Source organism: Nonomuraea sp. CA-143628 (assembly GCF_050942315.1).
Classification (GTDB): Bacteria; Actinomycetota; Actinomycetes; order Streptosporangiales; family Streptosporangiaceae; genus Nonomuraea.
This window is the reverse complement of the sequence record NZ_CP192072.1, coordinates 7,193,678-7,215,567: the sequence shown is the minus strand read 5'-3', so window position 1 is coordinate 7,215,567 and position 21,890 is coordinate 7,193,678. Positions and strand designations below refer to the sequence as shown.

The following is a 21,890-nucleotide window of genomic DNA, read 5'->3' as shown; positions in this document are numbered from 1 at the left end:
CCCAAGAGGACGGTCCGTCGTGGCAGGGGGAAGAACGGAGACCTGGCGGACGGTCGTGGTCGCCGCGTCAGCGCTCTCCCTGCACGATGTCGCGGTGGATGCGGGACAGTGGCACGCCGTCGATGCGCAGGCGCCGGACCGTCTCGCTGACCATGCCGGACGGCCCGCACACGTACACCTCATGCTCGGCCCACGAGTGGAAGCGTTGCGTGACCTCCGGCAGCCGGCCGCGCATCCCCTCGTAGCCGGCCTGGCCGGAGACCACCGGCAGCACCCGCAGCCAGGGGAACCTCGACTCCATCCGGATGAGGTCGGGCAGGTCGTACAGCTCCGCCGCCGTCCGCGCCCCGAACAGCAGGTGGATGTTGGGGCGGCGGCCCGAGGCGATGATGTGCTCGATGATCGCCTTGATCGGTGCCAGCCCGGTGCCGCCCGCCACGCACAGCACGTCGCGCGAGCTGCGGTCGCACAGTGTCATCGTGCCCATCGGCGGTCCCAGCATGATCGTGTCGCCGATGCGGGTGTCCCTGGCCAGCGTGGTGGACACCCAGCCGCAGGGGACCGAGCGCACGTGCAGCGTGATCGTGTTGTCCGGGCGCGGCGCGTTGGCGATGGAGAACGTGCGCCAGACGCGCGGCCACCGCGAGACCTGCACGTTGACGTACTGGCCCGCCGTGTACGGCAGGCGCTGCGTCGGCCGCAGCGTCAGGACGGCGATGTCCGGGGCGCGGAGCTCGTGGTCGATGACCTCGGCCAGCCACCACGCGGGCGAGACCCCGGAGTCGGACTCGGCCGACTCGATCATGAGGTTGGCGGCGGCGGTGTAGGCGGCCGCCCAGGCGGCCTCGATCTCCTCGTTCCAGATGTCGGCGGCGAACCGCTTGATGGTCGCGAGCAGGGCGTTGCCGACCGCGGTGTAGTGCTCCGCGATCACGCCGTACTTGCGGTGGTCCCGCCCGAGCTGGCCGAGGAAGGACGCCAGGCTGGCCGGGCTGTCCAGGCTCCACACGATGCGGGTCAGAGCGCCGAAGAGCCGGTCGCGCTGCAGGTCCATGGCCGGGGGGAACATGCCCCGCAGCTGCGGACTCTCGGCGAACAACCGGCCGTAGAAGTAGGCGGCGGCCTTGTCGGCCACCGGCTCCACGACGGAGAAACTCTCCTTTACCAGGCGCGGATTCAACGACATGAAATTAACCCCACCCTTTGACCGGAATATTCTTCCGGCCGTGTCGTTAACACCTCCCTGACGGCTCCGGGTAATGAGCGTGCTGCGGGCCCCGGCACGACTGCTCGCTCGAATTCGAGTCTTACACCACCTCCTGAGCCTCACAACCGTTTCGCCCCGATACAGTGCGGAGCAAAACTTTCCGTGACGATAACGTGATTTTCCGCGTTCAAGGTGGGGAAGATTTCGGTCATAAAAGTGAAAGTGTGTCTTATTCGCATATGTGACTGGGGTGATCGGGGTGAGGGGAGCCGCCGGCGGCACGGCTCCCGGGCCGGAAGTCAGGCGGGACGTACGTTCTCCGCGAAGTGGCCGGGCTTATTGCCGGGCGCCTCGAAAACGAAGACGATGTAGGTCTCGAAGAAATCCGGGCCCCGTCCGGCCACGCGTCCGGCGCCCATCCGCCGGCTCTCCCTCCATACCAGCTGGGTGAAGTGCCCGCAGTCGGCGACGTTTTCCGGGTCGGTGAAGTCGTAGCCTTTGTTTTCCTCGTACCATTCGGCAACCGCCTTCCCCGCGTCGAGCGGCCGTTGTTTCGAGCCGGCGCCCCAGAAAAGGTTCTCCCCGGTGCCGTCCCGTAACCCGTCGTGCCCGGCCTCGGTGTCCGGATATTCCGATCGCGACGCGGCGCGGGATCTGGCGTACTCGACCAGTTCCTGGTCCAGGACCAGCGGCGGGGCGTGGTGCTCGGCACGGAGGGCATTGGCCTCGGCCAGTGCCTCGGCGAGGAAGGCGGCGCTCGTGGCGTCCGGCAGGGGAGCGCGGTAGCGGGCCACGCTCAGCACCTCGTTTGCGAGGGGCCGTACGCGAATACGTCATTGTTCGCAGGCACGATGAGTTTCCTTCCTGTGGTCCGGCGGTGTCCTCTGGATTGTGGGCGACGGGTTTTGCCCGGACAAGGGTTGTAGGGGCCCATATCTCATGACGATGACATTTCGGGTGGACCTTATCGGGCTATTCTTGGCCGGATATGAAGACGCGATTCATTGACAGGATCGGCCGGGAATTGTCAGCCGCGCCGCCGCTGCCAAGACGGACATATCCTGACAAAGCGGGATAAAATGCATCTTTGGTATATATCTGACAGGCGGCGGGGAATGGATTGACTCATTCAGTAGAGTCGGAATAATCGGATCTTGGCGGAAGCGTCGCCACTGGGAGTGACGCAGAGGCAACGGACTGGAAGGGGAGGTGCCGCTTGCTTCGGCAGAGGGGGTCTCCGTAGCCGCCTCCCGCTTGAGACCAGCGCATACTCCAGCCCGTTCGCGAAGGTGACCATGGCTCGTTCCCAACCCCCACCGCCCCAAGCTCCGGCGCGCCGGACGCCGTCACCTCAGCGGCCCGCTCCTCAGCCGCCGACGCCGGCCGCTCAGCCGCCGGCGACCCCGGCTCCTCAGACGCAGTGGCTCTGGCCGGCCGCGCTGGCCCTGCCGGTGGTCGCCGCGTGCTGCGCCTTCACCGCCCTGCTCCTCGACAGCCGCACCGGCGTCGTCTGGGCGTGCGTCGGCGCAGCGGCGCTCTCGCTCCTCGGCCTGGCCGCCGTGGCGGCGCTGCGTCAGGCACACCAGGAGGCCCTGCGGACGATGAGCCGCCGCGAGAGCGCCATGCACCAGCGCGAGGCCGAGTTCCAGCACCACCTCCAGCAGCGCAACACCCAGTGGAGCAAGCACGTCGCGGCTCGCTCCAAGGCCCTGCAGGAGGCGGTCAGGCACCTGGTGGACAAGCGGATCCCGGCCGTGATCGCCCAGGAGGCGGTGCCCCCGCCGTACCAGAGCCAGGGGCTCGACGAGGACGCGGCCGAGCTGCTGGAAGAGGTGCTCGACGCGGTGGGCGGGGCCGCCGAGCAGGACCGCGAGCGGCAGGAGTCGCTGCGGCTGGCCCTGCTGGCGCTGGCCCGCCGCGTACAGACCTCCGCCCACCGCATCCAGGAGAACGTCTCGGTGATGGCCGAGCGCCACCCGGGTAACCCGGACGTGCTCGAGACCAGCATGCAGGTCGACCACGCCGCCGCCCAGCAGGGGCGCCACGCGCAGAGCCTCGCCGTGCTGTGCGGCGAGTGGCCGGGACAGCAGTGGCCCAATCCGCTCGCGCTGGTGGACGTGGTGCGGGCCGCCTCCTCCAGGATCGTCGCCTACAAGCGGGTGGAGGTGTCCGGCGACCCGGACACCGCCGTCGCGGCCCACGTGGTCGAGCCGCTCATCCACCTGGTGGCCGAGCTGCTCGCCAACGCCACCCAGTCCTCGCCGCCGGCGACCACGGTGCTCGTGGCGGTGCGCAATGTGCAGCGCGGCGCCGTCATCGAGATCGACGACGGCGGCGTCGGCATGGACGACCACCAGCTGGAGCAGGCGCGCGAGATCGTCTCCGGGCGCCGCTCCGTCGACGTGGGCGAGGTGGGGGAGATCCCGCAGACCGGGCTCGCGGTCATCGGGCACTACGTACGCCGCCACGGGTTCCTGGCCGACCTGCTGCCCTCACCGTACGGAGGGGTGCGCGCGGTCGTCCTGGTGCCCGGCCCGATCGTGGAGACGCTGGAGCCGGCCGAGGCGCCGCCCCGAGCCCGGCCCGCGCGCCACGAGGTCCGGCCGATCGACCCGGCCCAGGACCACTTCACCCATGACCACTTCACCCAGGACCACCCCACGCTGGACGAGCCCGTGCCGGAGGAGCCGGTGCCGGACGCGCCCGCCCCTCTGGGCGAGCACGTCGCCGGAACGGGCGACACGACGGAGGACACGGCGGGCGGCGGCGCGCTGCCGCGCAGGCGCTCACGCCGTGGCGAGGCGGGCTCCGAGCGGCTTACCGCGGCGGGACCGGCCGCCGAGCCGGCCGCCACCCCGGAACAGGCGGGCGAGTGGATGGCCGCCTTCTTTGACCACGACCCCGACGCAGGGGAAAACCACGAGCGATGACGAACGGGGTACCGATGCACCAAGATCAGGACTGGATGATCGCCGAGGTCGTCTGGGTCCCCGGGGTCCGCCACGTGGTCGTGCTCAGTTCCGACGGCCTGCTGAAGGCCCGCTCGGCCGGTACGGACCGGGACGTCGCCGACCGCCTGTCGGCCGCCTGCTCCGGGCTGCAGTCGCTGGCCCAGAGCGTGGGGCGCGAGTTCGGCGGCGGCAACAGGGCCGTCAGGGAGCTGATGGTGGGCTTCGAGGGCGGCTTCCTGTTCGCCCGCGCGGCCGGATCCGGCTCTCATCTGGTGGTCATCACCGATCCGGTGGTCGACCCGCGGCTCATCGCGCAGCAGATGCAGGCCCAGGTCATCAAGATCGGCGAGAGGAACTTCAGCACCCCCGCACGCCGGGCCGCGCGGCAATGAGCGGCGAGTACCACGACAGCGCGGTACGCCCCTACGTGCTGACCCAGGGCCGGGCCCGCCCCACCCGCAACACCATCGGCCTCGACACCCTCCTCGTCGTGGCCGACGCCGGCAAGCCCCTGCCGCCCTCGGCCACCCGCCAGGCGCGCGACCTGCTGCGCATGTGCGGGCGGCTGCTGTCGCTGGCGGAGGCGGCGGCACACCTCAAGCTGCCGCTGAGCGTGGCCGGGATCTTAGCCTCCGACCTGGTCGACTCCGGCCACCTGATAGCCCGCTCCCGCATCCCGGAGGCCGGGCGTCCCGACCTGACGACCCTCCAGGAGGTGCTCAATGGGCTCCGCCGGCTCAGCTGACCGCTACCTGCCCGACACCGTGCAGCAGGCGGTCAAGATCCTCGTGGTCGGCGACTTCGGTGTCGGCAAGACCACGATGATCGGCGCGGTCAGCGAGATCGAGCCGTTACGCACCGAGGAGACCATGACGCAGGCCAGCGTCGGCGTGGACGACCTGGCCGGGCTGGAGGGCAAGACCACGACCACCGTGGCCATGGACTTCGGCCGCATCACGCTCAGCCCGTACACCGCGCTCTACCTGTTCGGCACGCCCGGCCAGCGGCGCTTCTGGGACCTGTGGGCCGGGCTCGGCGAGGGTGCCGTGGGCGCGCTCGTCCTGGTCGACACCCGCCGCATCGAGGGCAGCTTCGAGGTCATCGACCAGCTCGAACTCCGCGGCGACCTGCCCTTCGCCGTCGCCGTCAACCACTTCCCCGACTCCGCCGACCACAGCGCGCAGGCGCTGCGGGAAGCCCTGGACCTGGAGCCCGGCACGCCCATCGTGAACTGCGACGCCAGAAGCCGCTCCTCCTCGGTGGACGCGCTGATCACCCTCGTCGAGCACGCGCTCGCCCTGCAGAAGGGCCCCTCATGATCCCTCTGTCCGCCACCACGACCTGCCCCGACCCGCGCGGCGTCTTCCGCGGGCTGCGCCGCGAATGGGGCGACGTGGCCTGGGTGGAGCTGGAGCCGGGCGTCGGCGCCTGGCTGGTCATGGGATACCACGAACTGCTGACCATCACCCGGCAGGAGAAGCTGTACTCGCGCGACGCCCGCAACTGGCGGCTGTTCCAGGAAGGCGTCGTGCCGCCCGACTCGGGACTGGGGCCGATGATGTTCTGGCGGCCCAACGTGATCGGCGCCGACGGGGCCGAGCACCGCCGCCTGCGCCGCCCGATCGACGACGGGGTCGCCGCGATCGACCAGCGCCGCATGCGCCGCTCCGTCGAGACCATGTGCCGCGAGCTCATCGATGGCTTCGCCGAGCGCGGCAGCGCCGACCTGGTCGGCGACTACGCGGCCGTCGTCCCGATGCTGGCCATCGCCGGGCTGTTCGGCCTCGACACCGGCCAGGGCCACGAGCTGCTGGCGGCGCTGCGCGCCCTGTTCGGCAGCGCCGAGGACTCCCAGGCCGGCAACAAGAAGTTCGAGGAGATACTCGGCGGCCTGCTGCGGGCCAGGAAGGAGACCCCGTCCGACGACCTGACCAGCCACTTCCTGGCCCACGCCGACCTGCGCGACGAGGCCGAGGTGCTCCAGTCGATGGTGGTGATGATCTCCGCCGGGCAGGAGACGACGACCACGTGGATCGCGCAGACCTTCCGGCTCATGCTGACCGACCCGCGCTTCGCCGGCCGGGTGCGCGGCGGGCGCCTGGGCGTCGACGACGCGCTGGACGAGGTGCTCTGGCGCGACCCGCCCATGACGAACATGCCCGCCCGGTACGCCCTGCGCGACACCGAGCTGGGCGGCCGGCGCATCGCCCGCGGTGACGCGCTCGTCCTGGGCCTGGGGGCGGCCAACGACGACCCGCGCGTCCACGGCGGCGCGACGGAGATCGAGCTGGGCAACCGCGCCCACCTGGCCTGGAGCGCCGGCCCGCACGTCTGCCCGGCCCCTGTCCCCGCCCGGCTCATCACCCGCACGGCGGTGGAGACGGCCCTGCACCTGCTGCCCGACGTGCGCCTGTCCGTGGACGCCGCGGAGCTGACCCCGCACCCGTCACCGTGGACCCGCTGCCCCGCATCGCTGCCCGTCCACTTCCGCGCGCTTGGAGACCGTTCATGATCCCAGTAGTCACCCTCGACCCCGCCGGGACCGACCACCACGGCGAGGCCGCCCGGCTGCGGGAGCTGGGCCCCGTCGTCCGCGTCGTCCTGCCGGGCGGCGTGGAGGCGTGGTCGGTCACCCATCACGCGCTGCTGGCCGACCTGCTGACCGACCGCAGGGTCAGCAAGGACTGGCACAACTGGACGGCCGTCCGTGACGGCCGCATCACCGACGACTGGCCGCTCATCGGCATGGTCAAGGTCACCAACATGGTCACCGCGGACGGGCGGGAGCACCACCGGCTGCGCAAGTTCGTCACCCAGACGCTCACGCCGCGGCGCGTCCAGGCCATGCGGCCGCGCATCGCCGGGATCGTCGGCGGGCTGCTCGACGACCTGCCGTCGCACGCGGCCGCCGACGGGACCGTCGACCTGCGCAAGCACTTCGCCTACCCGGTGCCGATGCAGGTGATCTGCGAGCTCGTCGGCGTGCCGGAGGAGGAGCGCCCGGAACTGCGGGAGCTGGTGGACAGCATCTTCCGCTCCACCACCGCCCCGGAAGAGGTGCTCAAGACCCAGCGCGACATCTACCTGCTGCTCGACCGGCTCGTCGCCGCGCGGCACGCCGAGCCCGGCGACGACCTGATCAGCGCGCTGATCGCCGCCCAGCGCGACGACCCGGAGCGGCTCACCGACGAGGAACTGGTCGGCACGATGTGGCTGATGCTGGCCGCCGGGCACGAGACCACGCTCAGCCTGATCGTCAACGGCGCCCGCGCCCTGCTCACCCACCCGGACCAGCGCGCACTGGCGGTCGCCGGCGGCGAGGAGACCTGGTCGGCCGTGGTGGAGGAGACGCTGCGCTGGGACGCGCCCATCGGCAACTTCATGGCCCGCTACCCGCTGGAGGACATCGAGATCGCCGGCGTCACCATCCCGGCCGGAGAGGCCATCCTGGCCCCGTACAGCGCGGCGGGGCGCGACGAGGCGCACCACGGCCAGGACGCCGCGCGGTTCGACATCACCCGCGAGCAGCGCAGGCACCTGGCCTTCGGCGGCGGTCCCCACCTGTGCCTGGGCGCCCCGCTGGCCCGCCTGGAGGCCACCGAGGCGCTGCCCGCCCTCTTCCGCCGCTTTCCGGGCCTGTCGCTGGCCGTCCCGCCCGCGGCCCTGGTCCCCGTACCGTCCCTGTTCTCCAACTCCGCGGCGGAGCTGCCGGTCCTTCTCACGGTGCCGTGAATACCCCTTATGCAGCAGGGATCTTCAGGAGAGGTGACATAACCGAAATGGTGTACGCCATGATGGGCGTGCGGCCGTCGTCACCACCGGCGGCGGCACGTACTCCACCAGGCACCCTGGAGATCGCATGCCCCGACCGCTGATCGGCATCACCGCCTACTTCGAAGCCGCCCGCTGGGGCGATTGGGTGCGGGAGGCGGTGCTGTCGCCCCCGTCCTACGCCAAGGCCGTCGAGCGCGCCGGGGGCGCCCCCGTGGTGCTGCCGCCGCTGAACCTGCACGCGATCGGCGACTACGTACGAGGGCTACGGGGCGTGGTGCTGGCCGGCGGGGTCGAGGTGGGCGGTAGCGCCTACGGCGAGGAGCAGGACGAGCGGGTGCCCGAGGCGCAGGGCCACCGTGACAGGTTCGAGCTGGCCCTGGCCCGCGCCGCCGTACAGGCCGACGTGCCGATCCTGGCCATCGACCGCGGCATGCACGTGCTGAACGTCGCCCAGGGCGGCACGCTGATCTCCTGGCTGCCCGAGGTGCTCGACAACGAGCGGCACGCCGAGCCGGGCACGCCGCACGTCATCCAGGTGAGCGTGTCGAGCAAGCTCGGCAAGGCGGTGGGCGACAAGGTCGAGGTGGTCGCGCCGCACACCCAGTCCGTACGCAGGCTGGGCACCGGGCTGCTGGCCGTGGCCTGGGCCGAGGACCAGATCATCGAGGGCATCGAGCTGCAGGGCCACCGGTTCGGGGTCGGCGTGCAATGGCACCCGGAGCGGGCCGAGGACGGGCGGCTCTTCGATGCGCTCGTGGAGGCGGCCCGCTAGGCTTCGATCATGCCACTGCACCCCCAGGCGCAGGACTTCATCGAGCGCTACATGTCCGATCCCGGCCCCGGCCCGGCCGGGATGGACCTGGCCGGGATCCAGGAGGCCCGGGCCCGGGACGACCTCGCGCTCCAGCGCGGGCCGCTCACCCACTTGCCCTTCGTCCGCGACGAGAGCGCCGAGGACGTGCCCATCCGCGTCTACCGCGCCGACCGGGGCGACGGGGCGCTGCCCGTGGTGGTCTTCTTCCACGGCGGCGGCTGGGTGAGCGGCGGCATCAAGCGCAGCGACGCGCTCGGCCGCGACCTGGCCATCCGCACCGGCGCGGTGGTCGTCTCCGTCGACTACCGGCTGGCCCCCGAGCACCCGTTCCCGGCCGCGGCCGACGACGCCTGGACCGTGGTGCGCGACATCTTCGCCCGCCCCGCCTTCTACCAGTGCGACGGCGGCGTCGCGGTGATGGGCGAGAGCTCCGGCGGCAACCTCGCCGCCGTGGCCGCCTGGCAGGCCCGCGACGCCGGCCTGAGCCTGGCCCACCAGGTGCTCATCTACCCGGCGCTCGACGCGGCCATGGATTCCCCCAGTTACACCGAGTTCGCCACGGGCCTCGGCCTCGACGCCGAGGAATTCGCGTGGTTCCTGAGCACCTACGCCGGCCAGGCCGACCCGGCGGATCCGCGGCTGTCCCCGATGCGGCTGCCGTCCTTCGCAGGGCTGGCGCCCGCGACCGTGGTGACCGCCGAATACGACGTGCTCCGCGACGACGGCGAGCGCTACGGCGCGCGGCTGGCCGAGGCCGGGGTGCCCGTCGAGACGCGCAGGTTCGACGGGGCGATCCACGGCTTCTTCGGCCTGCCCGGCCTGTTCGACCAGGCCGTGGAGGCCCGCGATTACGTGGCCGAGCGATTGCGGGAGGCCCTGTGACGTACCGGAGCGCGTACGAGAAGCTGAAGATCGACACGCCCGCCGACGGCGTGCTGCGGATCACGATCAGCGAGCCGCGCAGGCGCAACGCCGTCGACATGACCGGCCACCGCGAGCTGGCCGAGATCTGGCGCGACGTCGACCGCGACGACTCCGTCAGGGCGGTGGTCGTCAGGGGAGAGGGCGAGGCGTTCTCCGCCGGCGGCGACCTGTCGATGATCGAGGAGATGACCCGCGACCACGCCACCCGGCTGCGCGTGTTCGGCGAGGCCCGCGACATCGTCTACAACGTGCTCAACTGCGCCAAGCCGATCGTCTCGGCCGTCCAGGGGCCCGCGGTGGGCGCCGGGCTGGCCGTCGCCCTGCTGGCCGACATCTCCGTCGCCGGGCGCACCGCCCGCATCATCGACGGCCACACCAGGCTCGGCGTCGCGGCGGGCGACCACGCCGCGATCATCTGGCCGCTGCTGTGCGGGCTGGCCAAGGCCAAATACCACCTGCTGCTGTGCGAGCCCGTCACCGGCGCCGAGGCCGAGCGGATGGGCCTGGTGAGCCTGTGCGTCGACGACGACCAGGTGCACGACAAGGCGATGGAGATCGCCGTGCGGCTCGCGGCCGGCTCCCAGGAGGCCATCCGCCTCACCAAATACTCCCTGAACAACTGGCTGCGCATGGCCGGGCCCACCTTCGACGCCTCGCTCGCCATGGAGTTCCTCGGCTTCAGCGGCCCCGACGTGGTGGAGGGTGTGCGGGCGGTGCGCGAGAAACGGTCACCGGAGTTCGGCTGACCTGCGGTTTCACCCGCGCGCCCAGGGTAGGCGTGACCCTTGGACGGTGTGGAGGGGCTGCTGCCGCACCAGTGCCGGACCGGGCTTGTCCGCCGAGGCCGAGAACGCCGCCCCGGGAGACGAAGCCGCGGCCCGCGCCGGTCGCTGGTGCGCGTGGCAGATCGGCCACACCGTCGATGGTCAGAAGCTGCGCGGCAGCCCGAGCACCTGGGTCGCGAGGTAGTTGAGCAGCAGTTCCTCCGTCACGGGCGCCACCTTCCCGATGCGGGCGTCCGTGAGCAGCCTGGCCACCGGATACTCCAGCGAGTACGCCATCCCGCCGTGCGTCTGGAACGCGGCGTCGGCCGCCTCCCACGCCGCCTGTGAGGCGGTGAGCTTGGCGATGTTGGCCTCGGTGCCGCACGGCAGGCGCCGGTCGAACGACCACGCCGCCTTGTAGATCATCAGGCGGGCCAGCTCGATCTTGGCCTTGACCTGGGCCAGCGGGAACGCGATCGCCTGGTTGGCGCCGATCGGCCGGCCGAACACCTCGCGCTCCTTGGCGTACTGCACCGCGACCCGCAACGCGACCTCGGCCCCGCCGAGCGCGGAGGCGGCGAGCAGCACCCGCTCGGGATTGAGGATGTCCCACAGCACCGCCGCGCCCTGGTCGATCTGCCCCACCACGCTGGAGGCGGGCACCCGGAGGTCGTCGATGAACACCATGTTCGACGGCGTGGTGTTGGCGCCGAGCTTCGGGATCGGCTGGTACGACAGCCGCCCGGCCGCCACCGCCTCCGGCACGTTCACCAGGAAGACCGTCAGCCCGTGCGTACGCGGCCTGGCCTCGGCCGCCGGGACGGTCCTGGTGACCAGCAGCATCCAGGTGGCCCGCTGCACGCCGGTGATCCAGATCTTCTGACCCTTGATCACGTAGTCGTCGCTGTCGCGCCGGGCCGCCGTCGTGATCGCCAGCGAGTTGGAGCCCGCGTCCGGCTCCGTCAGCGCGAAGCACGTCTCCACCTCGCCCGTGGCCAGCCGGGGCAGCAGCTCCGCCCGCTGCTCGGCCGTGCCGTGCCTGGCGAGGGTGAGCGCGCCGAACCCGGGCGTCAGCACGTACGTGAACGCCGAGCCGCCCGCCGCCCCCGAGGCGGCCAGGGTCTCCGTCGCCACCGCCAGCTCCAGCAGCCCCTGGCCGCCCCCGCCGAACTCCTCGGGCACGGCCAGACCCAGCCACCCGCCCTTGGCCAGCTCCGCCCAGACCTCCTCCGGCCAGCGCTTGTCCGCCTCGCACCGCTGCCAATAATCAAGGTCATAACGTGCGCAGATGTCGCCGATGCCGCGCTGGACGGCCAGGGCGCTTTCGGGAAGCGTGAAATCCATCACACCATTGTAGAAGTAAGTTCTGTTCAGGGTCGCGGCCGGCGGGCGTGGAACACGAACGCCGGAGGCGCGTTGCGCCACACCGTACGGCCCCGAACGACCTCCTCGAACCGCTCGGCCAGCAGCGCCCGGAAGCGGCGCGCCGAGTTCAGCGGGACGGCGTGGATGTAGGAGAAGGTGGTGAACGCCCCCGCCGGGCTCAGCGTCGAGGCCACCGCGCCGAGCAGCCGGCGCTGCAGATCCTCGGGGAAGGCCGCCCAGGGCAGCCCGCTGACCACCGCGTCCGCCTGCCGCAGGCCGCGCTCGCTGAGCAGGCGGCGCAGGTCGGTCGCGTCGTCGTTCGCGACATCCACGGTGGGGAACCGCTCGGCCAGCAACGCCGCCAGCGACTGGTTGACCTCCACGGCCAAGTGGTGGCCGCGCCCGCCCAGCCGGCGCTGGATCTCGGCGGTGAAGGGCCCTGTACCCGGGCCGAGTTCGACCACGGTCGGCTCGCCGCGTTCCGGGACCGGCGCGCAGACCGCCGTCGCGAGCCACCGTGAGCTGGGCGCGAGCGCCCCGATGGTGGCCGGAGCGCGCAGGAACTGGCCGAGGAACATTGCGGTGTCATTGGGCATACCACAAACGTAAGGGAGTTCTCGCCCCGATTTCGTCCCCCCAAGGGACGAAGCTGCGGCCACTTGGAGGAGACCGCCTCCTCCGGGGGGAGGAGCAGCGGGCTGCGGCGGGCTTCGGCGGGAGGTCCGGCTGTAGGTCCGGCGGGAGGTCCGGCGGGTGCGCGCCACCCGGATACCGTGTGCGCATGCGATGGCGTGGAGTGCCGCTCGACCTTGTGCTCGCGGCCGCGGGGACCGCTCTCGACGTGTTGCTGTCGGCCAAGGGCGGCGGCTCCGCGCTGCTGCCGGGCAACGAGGTGATCCCGATGGCCGTGGGCGTGGGCGCGCCCATGGGCCTGGTCAGGCGGGCGCCCCTGGCGGTGAGCCTCTACCTGGCCGCCTTCCTCGTCTTCACCGACCAGGTGGGGTCGTTCACCTCCAACACCGCCCAGATGCTGCTCTGCGTCTCCGTCGGCCTGGTCGCCTACCGCTCGGGCCGGCGGGCGACCTGCCTGGCGCTGGGCGCGGCCATCGCCGCGACCGCGGTCAACCTGGCCGATCCGGGCATCGCGTTCACCTCGAACGCGTGGATGTACTCGGTGCTCGTCCCCGCCCTGCCCGTCCTCATCGGCGCCTACCTGCGCGGCCCCGCCGGGCGGCTGCGGGACGCCGACCTCACCCCGGACGTGCTGCTGGCCGGCGGCGGAGTGGCCTTCACGGTGCTGAGCACCTGGACCGACTGGCACAACGGCACCCAGCCGGTCTGGGTCGTGGGACTGCTCGCGGTGCTGGGCGGGCTCTCCCTCGGGGTCGCGCGGCGCTTTCCCGGACTGGTGTTCATGTTCCAGAGCGTGCTGCTGATCGCCGCCGACCAGTATCTCAACGACACGGTCACCACCTGCCTGATCCTGACGCTGATCGCGCTCTGCGTGTTCGCGATGCGGATCGCCTCCTGGGCCTGGATCACGGTCACCTACGTGACCTGCACCATGCTCGCCTCGATCGCGATCGTTCAGGACTCGACCGAGGTCACCGCGTTCCGCGTCGCCGTCCTGATGGCCCTGGTGACCACACCCGTCGCGATCGGCCGCTACCTGGGCGTACGGCAGGCGGCCGCCGAGGCCGAGGGGCTGCGGCTGCGCGAGTCGGCGCGGCTGGCGGTCGCCCAGGTACGCGCCGACCAGCTCCTCGAGCGCGAGAACATCGCCCGCGAGGTGCACGACATCGTGGCCCACCACGTGGGCGCGATGGTCCTGCGCGCCGGCGCCGCCCGCTACGCCGCCCCCGAGGGGCCGGTCGCCGACGCGCTGGCCGACATCCGCGAGACCGGCCACCAGGCGCTGGAGGACCTGCGCGGGCTGCTCGACGTGCTGCGCGACCCCGGCCGCCGCCCCGACATGGCCGCCGACCCCGCGGCCCTCATACGCGAGTCCGCCGAGCGGATGACCGCCGCCGGCCTCCAGGTAGAGCTGGAGCTCGACCCCGCCACCGCGCACACCCCCCTCGTGGCCCGCGCCTCCGCGGCCCGCATCGTCCAGGAAGGTCTCACGAACGTGCTCAAGCACGCCGGTCCCGGCACTCAGGTGAGCGTCGCCGTCACCTCCGCCGGCCAAGGGCTGACCGTACACATACGCAACGGCTCCCCGCCCACCACCATCGAACGCCTGCCCTCGTCCGGCCGCGGCCTGGCCGGCATGCGCGAGCGCGTCCGCGCGCTCGGCGGCACGCTGACCGCGGGCCTCGACCAGGACGGCGGCTGGCTGCTCACCGCGACCATGCCCACCGCCCCGCACATCACGGAGCCGCACGCCGCCGAGTACGTGGTCGGGCGCACAGGGTGCGTCACCGAGCGCTTCACCGGCGGCCTCACGGGAGGTGGCGCGTGATCCGCGTGCTGGTCGCCGACGACCAGGCGCTGGTACGCGCGGGCGTGCGCATGCTCTTGCAGGTCACGGGCGACATGGAGGTCGTGGCCGAGGCCGTGGACGGCGCCGAGGCCGTACGCCTGGCCGAGCTCCACCTGCCCGACGTGATCCTGATGGACCTGCGCATGCCCAGGGTCGACGGGCTGGAGGCGAGCAGACGGATCCTGCTGGCGCGGCCGGCCGCCAGGATCGTCGTGCTCACCACGTTCGCCGAGGACTCCAACGTCTACGCCGCCCTGCGCGCGGGCGCCGTCGGCTTCCTGGTCAAGGACGACGAGCCAGAACGCATGGTCGACGCCGTACGCAGGGCCGCGACCGGCGAGCAGCTCCTGGCCCCCTCGGTGCTGCGCCGGGTGGTCGCCCGCTTCCTGGCCGCCGAGGAGGCGGCGAGCGTACCGGTTCCCGCCGGGCTCACCGACCGCGAGCTGGAGGTGCTGGCGCTGGTCGGCACCGGCCTGTCCAACGCGGAGATCGCCGAGGAGCTGGGCGTCGGCGTCACCACGGTCAAGTCCCATGTCGCCGCCGCCATGGACAAGCTGGGGCTGCGCAACCGGATCCAGGCCGCCGTCGTCGCCTACCGTACCGGCCTGGTGGACGCGGCCTTCCGCCCGGTACACCACCCCTTGCGCCAGCCCTTCCGCCACTCCCGCGGCGGCCCCCCAGGCGATCCCCTGGGCTGACCCGCGCGCTTTTCGAGGGTCCCGGTCGCCGCCGTTCGCCGTTAGGGTCGACGGTGTGTACGTGAAGATCTGCGGGTTGAGCGAGCCCGAGCACGTGGCGGCCGCCGTCGAGGCGGGCGCCGACGCCATCGGCTTCGTGCTGACCCGAAGCCCTCGTCAGGTGACCCCGGAGCGGGCCGCCGAGCTGGCCGCGGCGGTCCCCGCCCACGTCCTCACCGTCGGCGTGTTCCGCGGCGAGACCCCAGAGGCCGTCCGCGCCGCCACGCTCGCCTCCGGGGTGCGCGGCGTCCAGCTGCACGGCCGGCATCCGCACGGCGACTTCACCGCGCTGAAGGATCTCGGCCACACCCTGGTCAGGGCCGTCGACGCCGAGGCCGACCTGCGCTGCGGCGCCTACGACGAGGACCTGCTCATCGTCGACGCGCCCCGCCCCGGCTCCGGCGAGCCGTGGGACTGGGCGGCGGTACGCGGCCGCCCCTCGGGGCACTGGCTGCTCGCGGGCGGCCTCGACCCGTCCAACGTCGCCCAGGCCGTAGCCGCCGCGGCGCCGTGGGGCGTGGACGTGTCCAGCGGGGTCGAGGTGGCGCCCGGGGTGAAGGACTCCGACCTCATCAGACGCTTCATCACGGCGGCTCGCTCATGACCGGTGGATTCGGCGGCACGGAGGCCGGGTCTCAGGATGACTTCACCAGAAGTGTCGAGTTAACGCCCGACTCCGCGCGTAGTGCCGCCTTCGCGCATGACTTCGCCCGAAGCGTCGCCTTCACGCACGACTTCACCCGGCGGAAGGCGGGGCGGACCGTCGAGGTGCCCGGCGGGTTCGCCGTGCTCAACGACCGCTACCCCGGCTCGTACGACGACAACAAGCTCGTCATCTGGTCCGGCGACGACCCCGGCGCGGCGCTGAAGGCGGCCGACCAGGTGCTCGCCGGGTACGCCCACCGGTTGGTCAACGTCGACGACGACCGCCTGGGCCGGGCGTACGCGCCCGCCTTCGAGGCCGCGGGCTACACGCACGAGACGAACCTGGTCATGGTCTTCCGCGGCGCGTTCCCGCACGACGCGGCACCCGTGGAGCACCTCGACCTGCCCGCGCTGCTGCCCACGCTCCGGGCCGGCTGGCGCGAGACGCTGCCAGAGGCCACCGACGACGTGATCGACCAGCTCGCCAGGCGCATGGAGGAGCGGCTGCGCGGCGCCGACACGGTGGGCTTCCGCGGCGTACGGACGGAGGACGGCGAACTCGCCGCCCGAGCCGACATCTACCGCAACGGCGCCGTCACACAGATCGAGGACCTCTACACGGGGGACCGCCACCGGGGCCGGGGGCACGCCCGCACGTTGATGAGGGCGCTGCTCGCCGAGGCGGCCGGCAGCGAGCTGGTGTTCCTGCTGGCCGACGCCGACGACTGGCCCAAGGACTTCTACGAACGGCTCGGCTTCGAGCCGGTGGGCCACACCCACAGCTTCCTGCGCGCCTGACCGCCCGCCCAGGCCGACCGCCTCCGGCCAGCCGTCCCTCCGGCCGTCGGACCTTGACTGACCGGGCCGGCTGATCTCGGCCGACTCCGCCCGGCCGACTCCGCCCGGCCGACTCCGCCCGGCCGACCTCACCGCCTCCGGCCGACCTGACGTCCTTCCGGCCAACCGATCCCGACTCACCCGGCTGACTGATCTCGGCCGCCTCCGCGTAGCCGCCTCCAGCCGACTGACCCCGGCCGCCTCCGGCCAACCCAGGCCGACCGCCTCAGACCGACGTCACGCCTCGGGCTGACCCCGCCCGGCTGACCACGACTGACGGACCCTGGCCAACCGTCCCTCCGGCTGACCGACCCTTGCTGACCCCGGCCCACCGGTCACGGCTGGCGGGACCCAGCCGTCGGGACTCGACCGCCAGTGGTGGAGGCTCTCGATGGCGGTTTCGGGCGGTGGCGGATCTCGGGTGGTGCGGTCTGGCCCGGGGCAGGCCGGGACGGACGGCTTGGTGCCGGCGGTCAGACGCGGGACCTGGGGCGGGTGGTCAGATGCGGGCGCGTGGTGACCAGCCTCGGGTCTGGGGTGGCCAGACGCGGGTCTTGGGGCGGACGGTCAGAGGCGGGCCTGGAGTTGTCAGGTGCGGGTCTGGGAGCGTTCGGACGAGGGGGTTGTGGGGCGGTGGCGGGTGGTGAGGCCGAGGGTCAGGGTCAGGGCCGTCACACCGAGGTAGGCCACTCCCGCCACCACCGCCGCCCCGTGCAGCCCGCCGATGAAGCGGGGCCCGCCGGGAGCGCCCGCCATCGCGCCGAAGACCGCGACGCCGATCGCGCCGCCCGCCTGCCGGGCGGTGTTGTTGATCGCGCTCACCAGCCCCTCCCTGCCGGGCGGCGGGTCGCTCATGGCCAGGGCGACCACGCTCGGCGTCAGCAGCGCCGCGCCGAGTCCGATGACGGCCAGCGCCGGGAGCAGCACCAGGTACGGCGTGGCCGGCCGTACCAGGAGCAGCAGCCCCATGCCCACGGCCAGGACCACCAGCCCGGCGACCATGACGGGACGCGGCCCGTACCGGCCGGCCAGGCGCCCGAACGGGGCGGACAGCAGCGCCAGCGGCACGAACAGCGGCAGCAGCGCCGCGCCCGCCGTCATCGGGGACAGCCGCAGCACGCCCTGGAGGTACAGGGTGATCAGCAGCATCATGCCGTTGATCCCGAAGTTCATGGTCGCCGAGCCGATCGTGCCGACCGCGATCGAGGGGCGTCGCAGCAGCCCCAGCGGCAGCATCGGTGCCTCCCGCCGGCTCTCGATCACCACGAACGCGGCCAGCAGCGCCGCGGCGACCCCGAACAGCCGCCAGTCGGGCCCGTCACGCCCCGCCTGGATCACCGCGTACGTCAGGACCAGCAGCGTCCCCGCGCCCGTCACAGTGCCCGGCAGGTCGATCGGCCGGCGCTCGGGCTCGTCGGCCGGAGCGACCCGGAGTACCGCCACGAAGATGATCAGGATGATCGGCACGTTGACGGCGAAGATCGACGGCCAGCCGAACGCCTGGATCAGCACCCCGCCGAGCAGCGGCCCGGCGGGCAGGGCCGCGCTGCCCACCGCGGCCCAGACCCCGATGGCCCTGGCCCGTTCCCGCTCGCCGGGGAAGGTCCGGGTGATGACCGCCAGTGTGCCCGGCAGGAGCAGCGCGGCGCCCACGCCCTGCACCGCCCGCGCCGTCACCAGCGCCCCGACGCCCGGCGCGAGCGCGCAGCCCGCCGACGCCACGCCGAACAGGGCGAACCCCGCCAGCACCACCCGCCGGTGTCCGAAGCGGTCGCCCAGCGTGCCGCCCGTCAGCAGCAGCCCGGCCAACGCGATCTGGTAGCCGTCGACCACCCACTGCAGGTCGGAGAGCCCGGCGTGCCCGTCGGCCGCGATGGACGGCAGCGCCACGTTCACGATGGTCACGTCCAGCAGGACGACGAACAGGCCCGCGCACATCACGATCAGGATGTTCCGCTTCATCCCACTACACCTGCGCGGTGAGGGCCGACGCTAACCTCTCGCGACGCGCCGATGCGCGTGGCGTCGCCCAGAGAGCCGCAGGGGAGCCGCTGAGAGAGCCGCGGGGAGTGCCGGCGGGAAAGTTGCCGGGAAGGCCGTCGGGAGTGCCGCCAGGTCGCCGGGAGTGCCGCAGAGGGAGTGCCGCCGGGAAGGACGAGCCGCTGCCTACCCCGCTGCGGAGAAAGCCGACGCAGTAGGGTCGGCAGCGTGAGCGAAACTTCCGCCGAGGACCGGATCTGGACGGTTCCGAACCTGCTGAGCTTCCTGCGCCTCCTCGGCGTTCCTGTCTTCCTCTGGCTGGTGTTGGGGCCGAAGGCGGACGCCTGGGCGATCCTCGTGCTCGCGGTCGCCGGATTCACCGACTGGCTGGACGGCAAGATCGCTCGCGCCTTCAACCAGATGAGCAGGCTCGGCCGGATCATCGACCCGGCCGCCGACAAGCTCTATGTCTTCGCCACGATCCTGGCGCTGCTGGTGCGCGACGTCATTCCCTGGTGGCTGGTGGCGATCATCCTGGGTCGCGAACTCTTCGTCGCGTGTTTCTTTCCCGTACTTCGGAAGAGCGGTTACAAGGCACTTCAGGTGCATTTTCTGGGCAAGGCCGCCATGTTCAACCTGATGTACGCCTTCCCTCTGCTCTTCCTTGCCTCCCACACTGGGTGGTATGCCGATATAGCACGAATTGTCGGGTGGGCCTTTGCGCTCTGGGGAACGGGCCTGTACTGGTGGTCGGGGGTGCTGTATGGGGTACAGGTACGACGGCTCGTAACCGCGGCCAAGGAGGAGTGATCGGGTGAAGGCGGTCGTCATGGCGGGTGGAGAGGGCACTCGGCTGCGTCCGATGACGGCCAACCAGCCCAAGCCCCTGCTGCCCGTGGTCAATCGCCCGATCATGGAGCACGTGCTGCGGCTGCTCAAACGGCACAGCATCACCGAGACCGTGGTCACCCTCCAGTTCCTGGCCGCGCTCGTGCGCAACTACTTCGGCGACGGCGACGAACTCGGCATGAGCCTGCAATACGCCACCGAGGACGTTCCGCTGGGCACGGCGGGCAGCGTGAAGAACGCCGCGGCCCGCCTGCGCGATGACCGATTCCTGGTGATCTCCGGTGACGCCCTGACCGATATCGATTTGTCGGATATGGTCCGTTTTCATCGTGAAAATTCGGCGCTTGTTACTATCGGGTTGAAACGGGTGCCCAACCCCCTCGAGTTCGGCATCGTGATCGTCGACGAGGGCAACCGGGTCCAGCGCTTCCTGGAGAAGCCCACCTGGGGACAGGTCTTCTCCGACACCGTCAACACCGGTATCTACATCATGGAGCCGGAGGTCCTCGACGCGGTCGCCTCGGGAGAGCCCGTCGACTGGTCTGCCGACGTCTTCCCCACCCTGCTGGAGCGCGGCGCCCCCATCTTCGGCTACGTCGCCGAGGGCTACTGGGAGGACGTCGGCACCCACGAGAGCTACCTCAAGGCCCAGGCCGACGCTCTGTCCGGCCGGGTCGCCGTGGACATCGGCGGCTTCGAGGTCTCGCCGGGCGTCTGGGTGGCCGAGTCGGCCTCGGTCGACCCCGACGCGGTGCTGAAGGGCCCGCTGCTCGTCGGCGCGTACGCCAAGGTCGAGGCCGGTGCCGAGCTGCGCGAATACACCGTGCTCGGCAACAACACGGTCGTGCGCGAAGGCGCCTTCCTGCACCGGGCGGTCGTCCACGACAACGTCTACCTGGGCCCCGGCAGCCACCTGCGCGGCTGCGTGATCGGCAAGAGCACCGACGTGATGGCCGGGGCCCGCATCGAGGAGAACGCCGTCATCGGCGACGAGTGCGTCATCGAGCCCGAGGCGTACGTCTCCAGCGGCGTCAAGGTCTACCCCTTCAAGACCATCGAGGCCGGCGCCGTCGTCAACACCAGCGTCATCTGGGAGTCGCGCGGCCAGCGCAGCCTGTTCGGCCCCCGCGGCGTCAGCGGCCTGGTCAACGTGGAGATCACCCCCGAGCTGTGCGTACGGCTGGCCAGCGCGTACGCCACCACCCTGAAGAAGGGCGAGCACGTCGTCACCTCGCGCGACTCCTCGCTGGCCGCCAGGGCGCTGAAGCGGGCCGTGATCGGCGCGCTCAACGCCAGCGCCATCAACGTCCTCGACCTGGAGGCCGCGCCGCTGCCGGTGGCCCGCTTCCACACGGCCAGGGAGTCGGCCGCGGGCGGCATCGCGCTGCGCACCACGGCCGGCGACCCGCAGAGCATCGACATCGTCATCATGGACGACCGCGGCGCCGACCTGCCTCCGGCCGCCCAGCGCAAGCTGGAGCGCGTCTTCTCCCGCCAGGAGTTCCGGCGCGCCTTCCCCGGCGAGATCGCCGAGCTCCGCTTTCCCGCCAGGGCGGTCGAGGACTACGCGTACGAGCTGCTGCGCTGTGTCGACATGACCGGCATCAGGGACATGAAGGTCGTCGTCGACTGCGCCGGTGGGACCTCCGCACTGGTCCTGCCCACGCTGCTCGGCCGGGTCGGCGTCGACGTGCTCACCGTCAACGCCCGCCTGGACGACATCTCGCCCACGGAGACGTTCGCCGAGCGCCGCAGGGACCTGCAGCGCCTGTCGGAGCTCGTGAGCTCCTCCAGGGCGGCCTTCGGGGTGCGGTTCGACCCCGTGGGGGAGCGCATCGCGCTGGTGGACGAGATGGGCCAGCTGATCGGCGAGGAGCGGGCCCTGCTCGTCGTGCTCGACCTGATCGCCGCCGAGCGCAGGACCGGCCGCGTGGCGCTGCCCGTCACCACCACCAGGGTCGCCGAGCAGGTCTGCCGCTTCCACGGCGTGCAGGTGCGCTGGACCTCCACGGCGGTCGACGCCCTCACCTCGGCCGCGGTGGACGAAGACATGATCTTCGCGGGCGACGGCAGGGGCGGCTTCGTGGTGCCCGAGTTCGGTCCGGCGATCGACGGGGTCGCGGCGTTCATGCGGCTGCTCGGCCTGGTCGCCCGCACCCGGCTCTCGCTCAGCCAGATCGACGCGCGCATCCCCGAGGCCAAGCTGCTCAAGCGTACGGTGCCGACCCCGTGGGCGGCCAAGGGCGCCGTCATGCGCTCGGTCATCGAGGCCGCCGAGGCCGAGCCGGACGGTTGCCGCGTCGACACCACCGACGGGGTACGGGTGGCCGCCGAGGACGGGAGCTGGGTGCTGATCCTGCCCGCCGCCACCGAGCCGGTCACCGATCTGTGGGCCGAGGCCGCCGACGTGGACACCGCGCAGTCGCTCCTGGAGCACTGGGCCCGCGTGGTCGAGGAGGCGGCCTCCTGAGCCTCGGGACCGAAATCCGTACGGCAAATCGTATGGAATCATCACGGAGGGTGACACTGGCGGATCGGTGGCGCCGGAACGTGCAAGATCG

20 protein-coding genes are annotated in these 21,890 nt (G+C 71.8%); 15 read left to right on the top strand and 5 right to left on the bottom strand.

Annotated elements, in window-relative coordinates; genetic code table 11:
* Positions 1-67: 67 nt before the first annotated feature.
* Both ACQP2T_RS33110 and ACQP2T_RS33105 read right to left on the bottom strand, forming a co-directional pair.
* The gene (locus ACQP2T_RS33110) at positions 68-1,186 is read right to left on the bottom strand and encodes a globin domain-containing protein (RefSeq protein ID WP_433508819.1); all 1,119 of its coding nucleotides are present in this window, start codon (positions 1,184-1,186) and stop codon (positions 68-70) included.
* Between the two features lie 320 nt (positions 1,187-1,506).
* On the bottom strand, positions 1,507-2,001 hold the full coding sequence (locus tag ACQP2T_RS33105) for a CAP domain-containing protein (protein ID WP_433508818.1): 495 nt from the start codon (positions 1,999-2,001) through the stop codon (positions 1,507-1,509).
* A 501-nt stretch (positions 2,002-2,502) separates the two neighbouring features.
* On the opposite strand from ACQP2T_RS33105, the gene ACQP2T_RS33100 reads away from it, so the two are divergent.
* From ACQP2T_RS33100 to ACQP2T_RS33060, 9 genes are all read left to right on the top strand, one after another.
* Entirely contained in the window at positions 2,503-4,137 is a 1,635-nt protein-coding gene (locus ACQP2T_RS33100; RefSeq protein WP_433508817.1) for an ATP-binding protein, read from the top strand.
* Between the two features lie 14 nt (positions 4,138-4,151).
* The gene (locus tag ACQP2T_RS33095; RefSeq protein WP_357953035.1) at positions 4,152-4,550 is read left to right on the top strand and encodes a roadblock/LC7 domain-containing protein; all 399 of its coding nucleotides are present in this window, start codon (positions 4,152-4,154) and stop codon (positions 4,548-4,550) included.
* Positions 4,547-4,903 (top strand): DUF742 domain-containing protein, encoded by a 357-nt coding sequence (locus ACQP2T_RS33090; RefSeq protein WP_357953033.1) that lies wholly within the window; start codon positions 4,547-4,549, stop codon positions 4,901-4,903. The genes ACQP2T_RS33095 and ACQP2T_RS33090 overlap by 4 nt, the downstream gene beginning before the upstream one ends.
* Complete coding sequence (locus ACQP2T_RS33085; RefSeq protein ID WP_357645266.1) at positions 4,881-5,477, top strand: GTP-binding protein; 597 nt, start codon at positions 4,881-4,883, stop codon at positions 5,475-5,477. The genes ACQP2T_RS33090 and ACQP2T_RS33085 overlap by 23 nt, the downstream gene beginning before the upstream one ends.
* Complete coding sequence (locus ACQP2T_RS33080) at positions 5,474-6,670, top strand: cytochrome P450 (RefSeq protein WP_433508816.1); 1,197 nt, start codon at positions 5,474-5,476, stop codon at positions 6,668-6,670. The genes ACQP2T_RS33085 and ACQP2T_RS33080 overlap by 4 nt, the downstream gene beginning before the upstream one ends.
* A complete protein-coding gene (locus ACQP2T_RS33075) occupies positions 6,667-7,890 on the top strand; it encodes a cytochrome P450 family protein (RefSeq protein ID WP_433508815.1) in 1,224 nt (407 codons plus the stop codon). Before ACQP2T_RS33080 ends, ACQP2T_RS33075 begins: the two co-directional genes overlap by 4 nt.
* Before the next feature lie 127 nt (positions 7,891-8,017).
* The gene (locus ACQP2T_RS33070; RefSeq protein ID WP_433508814.1) at positions 8,018-8,704 is read left to right on the top strand and encodes a gamma-glutamyl-gamma-aminobutyrate hydrolase family protein; all 687 of its coding nucleotides are present in this window, start codon (positions 8,018-8,020) and stop codon (positions 8,702-8,704) included.
* Positions 8,705-8,713: 9 nt separating this feature from the next.
* Positions 8,714-9,628, top strand: a complete 915-nt coding sequence (locus ACQP2T_RS33065; protein ID WP_433508813.1) for an alpha/beta hydrolase — start codon at positions 8,714-8,716, stop codon at positions 9,626-9,628.
* The gene (locus tag ACQP2T_RS33060; RefSeq protein ID WP_433508812.1) at positions 9,625-10,416 is read left to right on the top strand and encodes an enoyl-CoA hydratase/isomerase family protein; all 792 of its coding nucleotides are present in this window, start codon (positions 9,625-9,627) and stop codon (positions 10,414-10,416) included. Before ACQP2T_RS33065 ends, ACQP2T_RS33060 begins: the two co-directional genes overlap by 4 nt.
* A gap of 180 nt (positions 10,417-10,596) precedes the next feature.
* Here the strand turns inward: ACQP2T_RS33060 and ACQP2T_RS33055 are convergent, their stop codons facing one another.
* A complete protein-coding gene (locus tag ACQP2T_RS33055; RefSeq protein WP_433508811.1) occupies positions 10,597-11,778 on the bottom strand; it encodes an acyl-CoA dehydrogenase family protein in 1,182 nt (393 codons plus the stop codon).
* Between the two features lie 26 nt (positions 11,779-11,804).
* Positions 11,805-12,395 carry a class I SAM-dependent methyltransferase gene (locus ACQP2T_RS33050; RefSeq protein ID WP_433508810.1) on the bottom strand — a complete coding sequence of 197 codons (591 nt, stop codon included), beginning with the start codon at positions 12,393-12,395 and terminating at the stop codon, positions 11,805-11,807.
* A 185-nt stretch (positions 12,396-12,580) separates the two neighbouring features.
* On the opposite strand from ACQP2T_RS33050, the gene ACQP2T_RS33045 reads away from it, so the two are divergent.
* Genes ACQP2T_RS33045 through ACQP2T_RS33030 form a run of 4 tightly spaced genes read left to right on the top strand, consistent with a single transcriptional unit; the run spans position 12,581 to position 16,461 of the window.
* On the top strand, positions 12,581-14,260 hold the full coding sequence (locus tag ACQP2T_RS33045) for a sensor histidine kinase (protein WP_433508809.1): 1,680 nt from the start codon (positions 12,581-12,583) through the stop codon (positions 14,258-14,260).
* Positions 14,257-14,979 (top strand): response regulator, encoded by a 723-nt coding sequence (locus ACQP2T_RS33040; RefSeq protein ID WP_433508808.1) that lies wholly within the window; start codon positions 14,257-14,259, stop codon positions 14,977-14,979. The genes ACQP2T_RS33045 and ACQP2T_RS33040 overlap by 4 nt, the downstream gene beginning before the upstream one ends.
* Positions 14,980-15,034: 55 nt before the next feature.
* Positions 15,035-15,622 carry a phosphoribosylanthranilate isomerase gene (locus ACQP2T_RS33035; protein ID WP_433508807.1) on the top strand — a complete coding sequence of 196 codons (588 nt, stop codon included), beginning with the start codon at positions 15,035-15,037 and terminating at the stop codon, positions 15,620-15,622.
* Positions 15,619-16,461 carry a GNAT family N-acetyltransferase gene (locus ACQP2T_RS33030; protein ID WP_433508806.1) on the top strand — a complete coding sequence of 281 codons (843 nt, stop codon included), beginning with the start codon at positions 15,619-15,621 and terminating at the stop codon, positions 16,459-16,461. Before ACQP2T_RS33035 ends, ACQP2T_RS33030 begins: the two co-directional genes overlap by 4 nt.
* Positions 16,462-17,088: 627 nt before the next feature.
* On the opposite strand, the gene ACQP2T_RS33025 is transcribed toward ACQP2T_RS33030, so the two are convergent.
* Positions 17,089-18,462, bottom strand: a complete 1,374-nt coding sequence (locus ACQP2T_RS33025; RefSeq protein ID WP_433508805.1) for an MFS transporter — start codon at positions 18,460-18,462, stop codon at positions 17,089-17,091.
* Positions 18,463-18,708: 246 nt separating this feature from the next.
* Here ACQP2T_RS33025 and ACQP2T_RS33020 point away from each other — a divergent pair, with 246 nt between their 5' ends.
* Entirely contained in the window at positions 18,709-19,290 is a 582-nt protein-coding gene (locus tag ACQP2T_RS33020) for a CDP-alcohol phosphatidyltransferase family protein (protein ID WP_357953009.1), read from the top strand.
* Positions 19,291-19,294: 4 nt separating this feature from the next.
* On the top strand, positions 19,295-21,799 hold the full coding sequence (locus ACQP2T_RS33015) for a sugar phosphate nucleotidyltransferase (protein ID WP_393480114.1): 2,505 nt from the start codon (positions 19,295-19,297) through the stop codon (positions 21,797-21,799).
* The last annotated feature ends 91 nt before the right edge of the window (positions 21,800-21,890 follow it).